9 protein-coding genes are annotated in these 11125 nt (G+C 34.4%); 2 read left to right on the plus strand and 7 right to left on the minus strand.

Annotated features, from left to right (window positions below):
- Positions 1 to 108 precede the first annotated feature (108 nt).
- Both pckA and ACZIYX_RS22835 read right to left on the minus strand, forming a co-directional pair.
- Complete coding sequence (gene pckA, locus ACZIYX_RS22830) at positions 109 to 1665, minus strand: phosphoenolpyruvate carboxykinase (ATP) (RefSeq protein ID WP_462684579.1); 1557 nt, start codon at positions 1663 to 1665, stop codon at positions 109 to 111.
- Positions 1666 to 1732: 67 nt separating this feature from the next.
- Complete coding sequence (locus ACZIYX_RS22835; RefSeq protein ID WP_462684580.1) at positions 1733 to 2131, minus strand: DUF423 domain-containing protein; 399 nt, start codon at positions 2129 to 2131, stop codon at positions 1733 to 1735.
- Between the two features lie 137 nt (positions 2132 to 2268).
- Here ACZIYX_RS22835 and ACZIYX_RS22840 point away from each other — a divergent pair, with 137 nt between their 5' ends.
- Together ACZIYX_RS22840 and ACZIYX_RS22845 are read left to right on the plus strand one after the other, a co-directional pair.
- Positions 2269 to 3639, plus strand: coding sequence for a saccharopine dehydrogenase family protein (locus tag ACZIYX_RS22840; protein WP_462684581.1), 1371 nt, complete (start codon positions 2269 to 2271; stop codon positions 3637 to 3639).
- Positions 3640 to 3730: 91 nt separating this feature from the next.
- Entirely contained in the window at positions 3731 to 4201 is a 471-nt protein-coding gene (locus ACZIYX_RS22845) for an Lrp/AsnC ligand binding domain-containing protein (RefSeq protein WP_462684582.1), read from the plus strand.
- Between the two features lie 139 nt (positions 4202 to 4340).
- Here the strand turns inward: ACZIYX_RS22845 and ACZIYX_RS22850 are convergent, their stop codons facing one another.
- From ACZIYX_RS22850 to ACZIYX_RS22870, 5 genes are all read right to left on the minus strand, one after another.
- The gene (locus ACZIYX_RS22850) at positions 4341 to 4550 is read right to left on the minus strand and encodes a YgaP family membrane protein (RefSeq protein ID WP_462684583.1); all 210 of its coding nucleotides are present in this window, start codon (positions 4548 to 4550) and stop codon (positions 4341 to 4343) included.
- 20 nt (positions 4551 to 4570) lie between these two features.
- Positions 4571 to 4876, minus strand: a complete 306-nt coding sequence (locus ACZIYX_RS22855; protein WP_462684584.1) for a hypothetical protein — start codon at positions 4874 to 4876, stop codon at positions 4571 to 4573.
- Positions 4876 to 8076, minus strand: coding sequence for an efflux RND transporter permease subunit (locus ACZIYX_RS22860; protein ID WP_462684585.1), 3201 nt, complete (start codon positions 8074 to 8076; stop codon positions 4876 to 4878). The genes ACZIYX_RS22855 and ACZIYX_RS22860 overlap by 1 nt, the downstream gene beginning before the upstream one ends.
- A gap of 132 nt (positions 8077 to 8208) precedes the next feature.
- Entirely contained in the window at positions 8209 to 9285 is a 1077-nt protein-coding gene (locus tag ACZIYX_RS22865) for an efflux RND transporter periplasmic adaptor subunit (RefSeq protein WP_462684586.1), read from the minus strand.
- Positions 9286 to 9325: 40 nt separating this feature from the next.
- Entirely contained in the window at positions 9326 to 10639 is a 1314-nt protein-coding gene (locus ACZIYX_RS22870; RefSeq protein ID WP_462684587.1) for a TolC family protein, read from the minus strand.
- Positions 10640 to 11125: the final 486 nt, after the last annotated feature.

Raw genomic sequence — 11125 nt, forward strand, 5'->3', positions numbered from 1 at the left:
ATCTCTTATATCAAGCTCTCTTTTTGAAAAGAGACTTACTTTTTCAGTAGCCTCTGTTTTACAGATCCCTTTTTTAATATATAAAGTGTGTTTATCAAAACTCAAGGTTTATTCAAACTTTTTGAAATTTTCTTTAAAAGAGTTTACCAACTCCTGAGCTTTATCATCATACGCTTCTTTATCTGCCCAAGTATTTCTTGGATTAAGAATTTCGGATGGTACATCCGGGCAAGTTTCAGGTATATGTAAATCAAAATGCTCATCTACAATATACGATACATTGTCCAACTTTCCTTCAAGAGCTGCATTTATCATTGCACGGGTATATTGTAATTTCATTCTGCTTCCCGTACCATATTCTCCACCTGTCCAGCCTGTATTTACAAGCCAAACTTTGGCTCCTGTGTTTTCAATTTTTTCCATTAGCATATCCCCGTACTCTTTAGGGTGCAATGGCATAAAAGGAGCTCCAAAACAAGCAGAAAAATTAGGTAACGGCTTAGTAACACCTGCTTCTGTTCCTGCAACTTTAGCTGTGTATCCGCTAATAAAATGATACGAAGCCTGTTCTTTGGTTAATTTAGAAATAGGAGGCAATACCCCAAAAGCATCTGCGGTAAGGAAAAATATATTAGTAACTGTTTTACCTTTGCTGGGCACTTTTATGTTATCTATATAATCAATTGGATAACTAACCCTTGTATTTTGAGTAATACTGGAATCTGTATAGTCTACAACTCCGTTTTTATCCACAACTACGTTTTCTAACAATGCCCCTTTTTTTATGGCACTATAGATTTCTGGTTCTTTTTCTGAAGAAAGATCAATTACTTTGGCATAGCAACCTCCTTCAAAATTAAATACAGTATTCGCTTCGGTCCATGCATGTTCATCATCCCCAATCAGTTTTCTTTTAGGATCTGTAGACAATGTGGTTTTTCCTGTTCCTGACAATCCAAAAAACAAAGCAGTATTACCATCTTCTCCTTCGTTTGCAGAGCAATGCATAGGCAAACAATTACGCTCTGTAGGAAGAATAAAATTTAACGCCGAAAAAATACCTTTTTTGATTTCGCCGGTATATCCTGTTCCTCCAATTAAGGCAATTTTTTTAGAAAAATTAAGGATGGCAAAATTATGCTGTCTTGTTCCATCTATTTCTGGATCAGCCATAAATCCAGGTGCATTAACAATTAACCAGTCCGGGCTAAAAGATTCCAGTTCGCTTGCTTCCGGTCTTAAAAACATGTTATAAGCAAACATATTGGACCAAGGATGTTCATTTATTACCCTTATATTTAATTGATACTCCGGATCAGCACAAGCATAACTATCTCTTACAAAAATTTCTTTTCCAGAAAGATACTCGGTTACTTTGTCATATAATACATCAAATGCTTTTTGGTCAAAAGGAATATTAATTTTACCCCACCACACTTTGTTTTCGGTGATAGAGTCTTTTACAATAAAACGATCCAGAGGAGAACGACCGGTAAACTCACCAGTGTTAATTGCCAAAGCACCCGATTTTGTAATTTTCCCTTGTCCTTTTTGCACTATCTCTTCCTGAAGATCCTCAGAAGATAATTGGTAGTGCATTGTAGCATTTTTAATACCGTAGTGCTTTAACGAAAACGTTTTCGTAATTGGATACAGTGATTTCATAAAAATATGTTGTGTTTGTTATGTGTGTGCAAAATTATAAATAATAATTACACTAACCGACAAAAAATCACTTAATCTTAATTAATGAAATCACAAGCAATATCCATCCTATTATTAACAGCCCACCTCCCAAAGGGGTTATAAAACCTATACTTGACAAAGAAATACCTAAGGTTTTATCGATCACCAAAAGATATATGGAACCTGAAAAAAGGGTTATTCCCCCTATAAAAAAGTAAAATATCCGTTTTTTTACAACTTCTTGCAAAACAGACATGTTTCCTAAAATAATGCAGATAATGGCGTGATACATTTGATATCGAACCCCGGTAGCAAACGAATCAATCCCTTCCGGATCTACAAGTTTTTTTAGTCCATGAGCACCAAAAGCACCAAAAAGAACTGCTAATAAGCCCATGACAGCACCCGTAATCAAAATCGTTTTATTTATTGACCTTTTATTCATAATTGACTACATTGAACATCAAAATTTAATATTTAGACAAATTTTAAAAAAAAATATAATTAATCTCATATAACAGAGAGCTAACTTTTTATGGTATTTATTACATTCGTATCAAAGTTATCAAATTATCACAAGGTATGCGAAAGATCTTAGTTATTGGTGCAGGAAAATCTACTGCGGTATTAATTAAATATTTTCAGGATAAATCCATTTCTGAGAATTTACACATCACAATTGGTGATATCTCTATAGAAAGTGCTAAAAAATTAGCGGGCACTCATCCTAATACCGAAGCAATATTACTAGATGTTTTTGATGAAAATTCGAGGCAAAAAACTGTTCAGGCTGCAGATATAGTTATATCTATGCTACCTGCCAGTTTTCATATTGAAGTAGCAAAAGACTGCCTGAAATATGGTAAATGTATGGTTACCGCCTCGTATGTTAGCCAAGAAATGCAAAAACTGGATGCCGAAGTTCGTAAAAAGGGGCTTGTGTTTATGAATGAAATTGGGGTTGATCCTGGTATTGACCACATGAGCGCAATGCAAGTTATTGACCGAATCAGAAATCAAGGTGGTAAAATAATTTTATTTGAATCTTTTACAGGTGGTTTGGTAGCTCCGGAAAGTGATACTAACTTATGGAATTATAAATTTACCTGGAATCCCCGTAATGTAGTAATAGCAGGACAAGGTGGTGCTGCAGAATTTCTACAAGAAGGAACATACAAATATATACCTTATCATAAACTATTTAGAAGAACAGAGTTTTTGGAGGTAGAAGGTTATGGGCGTTTTGAAGCTTATGCCAATAGAAATTCTTTAAAATACCAAAGTATATATGGATTAGATGATATTCTAACCTTATACCGAGGAACAATTAGAAGAGTAGGTTTTTCCAGAGCATGGAATACTTTTGTACAGTTAGGGATGACCGCAGATGACTATACTCTAATGAATTCTGAAAATATGAGCTATCGTGATTTTACCAATTCATTTTTGGCGTACTCCCCATCAGATTCTGTAGAGCTTAAACTGCGTCATTATCTTAAAATAGATCAGGATGATATTATGTGGGATAAGCTATTAGAACTGGATCTTTTTAATCCAAACAAAAAAATAGGTATTCCTAATGCTACCCCTGCACAAATCCTTCAAAAAATTTTAATGGATAAATGGACTCTGGACAACGGAGATAAAGATATGATCGTAATGTATCATAAGTTTGGATACGAAATTGATGGAAAACGTAAACAAATTGATGCTACCATGGTTAGCATTGGCGAAGATCAAACCTATACTGCTATGGCAAGAACTGTTGGTTTGCCGGTAGCAATGGCAGCTTTGCGTATATTAAACAAGCAAATTACAGATCCCGGAGTACAAATACCAATCAAAGCAGAAGTGTACACGCCTATACTCAAAGAGCTTGAAGAATATGGCATTATATTTAATGAAAAAGAATGCGATTACCTGGGTTACAATCCGGATGGTGTAAAAGGATAAAAAAGAAGTTTTTGGAAATAAAATCTTTTTTCTTGTTTCAATCTTAAACCATTAGTTGTACTTTTAATTATTGATTATAATTTTTCATTTTATGAAAGAGCAAAATAATAATATAAAAATTGATGGTATTGATAAAGATATCTTACGCAATCTCATGGAAGATGCCAGAAGGCCTATTTTGGAGATTGCCAGAAAGATTGGTATATCTGGTGCCGCTATTCATCAAAGACTTCGTAAGTTAGAATCTTCAGGACTTATTACAGGATCTAAATTTATTATTGATCCAAAAACATTAGGATACAAAACAATGGCTTTTGTAGGTGTTTATCTGGACAAAGCTGTAAGTAATCCTATGGCAGTAAAACAGCTAAAAGATATTCCAGAAGTAATAGAATGTCATTACACTACAGGTAACTGGTCTATTTTTATTAAAATACTTTGCAAAGACAATGAGCATTTAATGAATGTCTTAAACAAAGGTATCCAAGCAATTGAAGGGGTATCCAGAACAGAAACTTTTATTTCTTTAGATCAGCAAATAGACAGGCAAATCAAAATATAATTTTTGCATTAATCAATAGCTCCGAGCTAGTTAACAAAGTTTACTTTACATATCCATATATTTTGTTTTGGGCACAAGTCTTAGAAAGTTGATCCTTTTTTTGTAAGCATATAGATTATGTAAATAATGTAACCAAAACCTAATCTTCAGAGCAGCAACCTCCTTCTTTCTTTATTCCAAATTTATGTAAAATATCTTCCATTAAACACCATTTTGTAAAAGAAGACTGTAACAAGTTGGCGCCTACAAAAATGGTAAACCATAACCAATTTTGATTAACATACATTCCTAAAAGTACGCTTATAACTATAAAAATACCAGCAATGGCTCTTATATATCTATTGATCATTTTTGAATTAATTTTAAAGTTCATATATATTTTTCAATAGGAACTACGACCGCTTTAACAGGGTTATTAGTTTCTAAGTTTTGATTAAAAGCTTTTATAAAACTGAACAACGTATCTATTTTATCTTCATCGGCAAACGAAAAGAATAAACTTGATTCAACACTTTCTTTTTTACCTGGGAACCAACTTGATGCCATTAATAAAGATGTTGTGTTTTTAAACCCGTCTATTTCAGAACTGCTAAAGCTTTCAATATTTGCTTTTTTAAATAGTTTCAAAACCTCGTTTTGAAATACTTCTACTGCTGTGACAATTACTAATTTCATTATTTATAGTTTTTACGTTCAATCATATAATAAACTAAGGGTACTACCAATAGGGTTAATACTGTTGAGACTATTGTCCCTCCCATTAATGAGATGGCCAGACCTTGAAAAATTGGATCAAACAAAATCACAAAAGCTCCAATAACGACTGTACCAGCTGTTAATAAAATAGGGGTGGTACGTACCGCTCCTGCCTCGATTACAGCTTGCTTTATGGGGATGCCTTCAGCCAGACGAAGGTTTACAAAATCGATTAGCAAAACCGAGTTTCGAACCATGATTCCTGCAAGTGCTATCATACCAATAAAAGATGTTGCAGTAAAAAATGCTCCCATGATCCAGTGTCCCAAAACAATTCCTACCAGTGATAATGGTATTGCAACCATCATCACCACGGGTGCTTTAAAATTTTGAAACCAGCCTACAATAAGGATATAAATAATTATGATGACACCCAAAAATGCAATTCCGAGGTCTCTAAAAACTTCCAGAGTGATTTGCCATTCCCCGTCCCACTTTACAGTATAGTCCTCTTCAAAATCAGGTTGTTTTATATATAATTCGTCCATTTTGTAGCCTTTGGGCAGTGCTATGCTTTGCAACTTATCAGCCATCCCCAGTATTGCATACACCGGGCTTTCTAATTTACCAGCCATATCTGCCATTACATACACTACACGTTTTTGGTTTTTACGGTAAATGCTTTTTGCCAGTGTATGTTGCTGGATAGTAACCAAATCGCTAATCGCAACCATTCCCCCTTGTTGTGATTTTACCTTTAATTGCGAAATATCCATTATGGTTGATTTCTCTTTTTCATCTAGTGCTACTACAATTGCTACCTGATCAGAAGCATCTTCATCATACAAATTAGTAATAGCTTTGTTAGAGAGTGCCATATTCATTGTATACACTATTTGTTGAGGCACTACACCATAAAGCATTGCCTTTTTTTTATCGATAACAAACTCATATTCTATCTGATCCTCTTCAACCATCCAATCGATATCTACTACATCTGTAGTGTTTTTCAGAATGTTTTTAACTTCATTGGCTACCTCGATTTGCTTATTATAATCAGGTCCATAAACTTCGGCAACAATGGTAGATAATACAGGTGGTCCCGGTGGTACTTCTACTAATTTTACATTGGCATTATATTTTTTGGCAATTGCCTGAATCTCGGGTCGCATCGTCTTAGCAATATCATGACTTTGTATGCTTCTGTTATGCTTATCTGTTAGATTTACCTGTATATCTGCCATATTGCTTCCTCCTCGTAAATCATAATGACGCACCAAACCATTAAAAGTTATAGGGGCCGATGTCCCCACATAATTTTGATAATTTATCACTTCTGGTTGTGAGGATAGATATTGTGCAATTTCTTTTGCCACTACCGCAGTACGTTCTAATGTTGTACCTTCTGGCATATCTATAACAACCTGAAATTCATTTTTATTATCAAAAGGCAACATCTTGACTGCGACTGATTTGGTGAAAAACAAACCAACTGATCCTAATAACAACAAGAATGTTATCCCCAAAAACAACCACCTTTTTGTTCGGCTTTCTATCAATGGGATTTCAAATTTTGAATATATTTTATAAATAAAAGTATCTGTAAGGCTTTTGCCGCCATTTTCTTTTACCGGATCTCTTTTTTTATCTTTCTCCCGTAAAAAAACATAACCCAAATAAGGTGTTATGGTTAAGGCTACAAAAAGGGATAATAACATTGCAATAGATGCACCTATAGGCATTGGACTCATATATGGTCCCATTAACCCAGACACAAAAGCCATAGGCAATACAGAGGCAATAACGGTAAACGTTGCCAAAATAGTTGGGTTTCCTACTTCGTTAATAGCATACAAGGCTGCTTGTTTAAAGGGCAGACGTTTCATTTTAAAATGCCTATGCATATTTTCGGCAATAATAATGGAGTCGTCTACCACAATCCCGGTAACAAAAACCAATGCAAACAGTGTTATACGGTTTAATGTATAATCGAGCATATAGTAGCTTAACAACGTTAGTGCAAAAGTAACAGGAACAGACAAAAACACGACCAACCCCCCACGCCATCCCATGGCTAACATTACCACCAGCGTTACTGCAATAATAGCCCCTATCAGGTGCATTAATAATTCTGACACTTTTTGAGATGCTGTTTCCCCATAATTTCGGGTTACTTCAACATGTACATCATCAGGAATTAATGTAGTGCGTAAATGTTCTATTTTATCAATAATCACATCAGAAATTTTCATAGCATCCGCCCCTTTTCTTTTTGCTACCGAAATAGTTACCGCGGGATATTCTGAGGTATACTTTGATTTTTTTTTGCTTGCTTGTCCAAAACCTAAAGACACATAATTGTTTGGTATTTCTGGGCCATCTATAATTGTTGCTATTTGCTTGAGATAAATAGGCTGATTTTGTTGTACCCCAACTACCAAATTATTTACATCTTCAACCGATTCTAAAAACTTTCCTGTTGTGATTAAAAATTCCGTATCATTTTTAGTAATACTTCCTGCATTTAATTGTTGATTATTGACCTTAATCATTTCAGAAACAGATAAGAAATCCAACCCGCTTGCAGATAGCTTCTCTTTATCAAGAACCACACGTAGCTGACGATTGCGACCTCCTATTTTATGAGTAACGGCTACATTATTTACTTTTTCAATCTCATTAGTAAGTTCATCGGCAATTTGCTTGATTTGATAATCATCATAATTTTCGCTCCACAAGGTCAGACCCAGCATTGGCACATCATCAATCGCGCGTGTTTTTACCAAGGGCATCGTCACTCCTTGAGGCATTTGATCCATGTGCTTATTGATTTCATTGTAGAGTTTTACAAATGAACGTTCTATGTCTTCTCCTACATAAAACTGAACGATCACCATTGCTTTTTCTTTCATAGCAGTAGAATATACATATTCTACTCCTTTAATGTTAGAGATCAATTTTTCTAATGGTTTGATAATGCGCGACTCTACTTCTGTAGGGCTAGCTCCCGGATATCCTACAAAAATATCGGCCATAGGCACATCTATTTGTGGCTCTTCCTCTCGTGGTATCAAAAACGAGCTATACACACCAACGATCATAAACACAATCATTAACAGTATGGTAAGCTTAGAACCTATAAAACCTTTGGCAATTTTTCCTGCTAAACCTTCTTTCATTTTTCTATATTTTTTTCGGCGTTTGAGTAAGTTATCCTTCTATGTTTTTTTTAAATCTCTCTCCATTCTATTTCTATGGTACTTAATGAGATCTTTAATAGGTTTTTACTTATCCTTTGCACTACTTTTTAGTTATTGAATGGTAATTTTTGCCCCATTAAACAATTTTCCTTCTGCATAAACGATATAAGCTTCGTCTGAGGACAAACCAGATAACACCTCTACTTGATCCCCAAAAGTTCTTCCTAGTCGTAACCAACGCAACAATGCGGTATTGCTTTGACTTACTGTATATACTCCGGATAGTTGGCCATTTGTAATCAATGCTTCTGCAGGAATTAAAACGGTTGTTGTTTTAGACTGTTTTTCTATCGGAAACCGAACTGTTGCAAACATTCCGGATAAAACATTTACATTGGTAGTATCCAGGGTGATTTTTACCAGATACTGTCCTCCTGTATTTTTGGCAGATGTACTTACTTCTGTTACTTTTCCTTTAATGGTTTTATCTATTGATTTTACCAACACATCTACTTGAGTTCCTGATTTAATTTGAGTTATTTCGGTTTCTGGTATCATTGCCATTACTTCATAAGCTCCAGGAGTTTCTATAGACAGCAAAGGGATTCCGGGATTTGCCATATCTCCTTTATCAACAGATTTGCTAGTAACTACACCACTAAAAGGGGCTGTAATATTGAAATACACAAACTGTGCGTTTACTTCGTTTTTCATTTGTTTTGCTACTTCTAACCGTGCTTTTGCCATTTCAAGATGTGCTGTCATATCATCCATTTCTTTTTGTGAAGCACTATTGTTTTCAAACAAATTTTTGAACCGATCGTAATCTTTTTGAGCATTGTTAAAAGCTGCGGCAGCTTCAGTGATACCTGCATTTACCTGCGCTTTTTTTGCTTGCAGGTCTATATTGTTAATAGAAACCAACAACTGGCCTTTATTTACTTTATCGCCTACGTCTACATACACATTATTAACAAATCCCATCATTCGTGTACTTAAATCAGCACTGTTTATAGCTTGTATTTTACCGCTGGCAGGCATAAATTGGTTATTATCATTTGCAGAGACTTTATTTACTTTTACTGTTATAGGGTTAGTAGTATCTACAACTACTTTTTTGTTATTATTCCCACAACTAACTATAATTATAGTTAGTAAAAAGGTTGCTGCGTTATATATTTTTCTCATTTTCGATATTTTTTACTCTTCTATTCTTGCTTTTTGTGATTTATTCTTTGGTTAAAAATTGCAGATATGCCTGCGCATAGTTGTATTCAAAAATGGTTTGATAATACTCTAGTTCTTTTTGTGCATATTGCGTTTCGACCATTAATAAATCTATTGTTTTTTCTAATCCTTCTTTAAATCTGTTAGTTCGTATTCTTAAAGATTCTTTAGATTGCTGCAATGCCAGTGTAGTTAGCTTTAATTTGTTTTCAGCATCGACCAACATTCGCTTTGCTTTATTTAATTCAAGATTACTTTGAGAGACATATTTCTCATATTCTAACTTAGATTTCTCATATTCGGCTTTGCTTTTTTGTGCTTTTCCGAAACGTTTAGAACCTTCAAAAAGATTCCATTTTATTTGTGCACCAAATATGTAACCACTAGCATCTGCCTGAAAAATTTTATCGTCATATAACTCATAACTTCCAAATGCATTAAAGCGTGGTAAAAAAGCCATTTTATCTGCCTTATTTATTGCTTTATACGCACTGCCAACTAATTGTATAGCTTTAATATCTGAACGGTTTTCAGAAACACTGGTGTACTCCTTAGATTGTAGTGTTTTGATTGCCAGACTATCTATAGGTTGATATACTATGTATTCTTTTTCATTCATTAAAAAAGACAAATAATCGGATGCGTTTTTTACATTACTTTTTGCCATTTGCAATTGATTTTGCACATCTGTTACGCGTACTTCAACAGCCAGTACATCGGCACGTTGCAAGTATCCTTGTTTATAACTGTCGTCTGCCTGTTTTTTATTGGCTTTTGCTGCCTCAAGTGATTTTTGAAGAACATCAACAGTTTTATATGCCAACTGTAATTGCATATAGGCCTTATCTACTTCAAATACTAAATAATCTATAGTTCTTTGAGTTTGAAGAGACATTGCTTCCATGTTAGCTTTAGCAGCTTTACGTTGATATATGCCATCTATATTGAGTAATGGTTGTTGGATTTCAAAACGGGTAGCATAATTCTCAATTTGAGAAGGATTATTTAACAGGGCCGGATTAAAATCGTTTTGCGTTAAAATTTCTTGATTTAATTTTGAACCAAAAGCCATTAATGGATTTGTAGTTGCCATACCGGTATAAGATGCTGTAATGTTGGGTAAAAAAACAGCATGGGTTTGTCTATAATCTGCTCTGGCTTGATTAAATTCTTGTCCTGAAATTTTAATCGAGGTGTTTTTTTCTGTCACTTTAGTAAGAACTTCTGTTTTACTTATTGGCCTTGTTTTTTGGGAATAAGAAATGCCTGAAAGCAAAAAAGAAACTACTACGAACTTATATATATGATTGTTCATCCATTTTAATTTATGATAGTACAAAAATACTTTTAGGTTAGCTCTCAGACAGTAACATAAGTTACAGTCAGGGTATTTACTTTACTTTTGCGAAAGCATGAACAAAAAAAACACTGTTTTCTGCCTGTCATTTCAGTTTTTTGGACTCGGCAGGTGTATCGAGATGGTTTTGAGGTTGGGTGCAGGGTGCTGGAAGTCGGGTGTCCGGGGTTGGAAGTTGGGGGTTGAGAGTCAGCTTCCAGAAGCCTTTTGCTTGAACCTTACACAAGGTATTCTTTACATATCTATTTTCGAAAAACCGGGGTTATTTTTATAGAGAGATGAATAAATTATCTATTTTAAGCTTTATACCATTTTAACTTTGAAATAGCACTAATAAATTATTTCTTTTTCATCTATTCTTTGTTAAAAAATATAACCGTAACTACAGTTATGCTTGATGCCAGATCAAGTCTGGCACAAGCTTTTTGCCTTGAATACTTAAAA

It is taken from the genome of Aquimarina sp., from assembly GCF_977115655.1.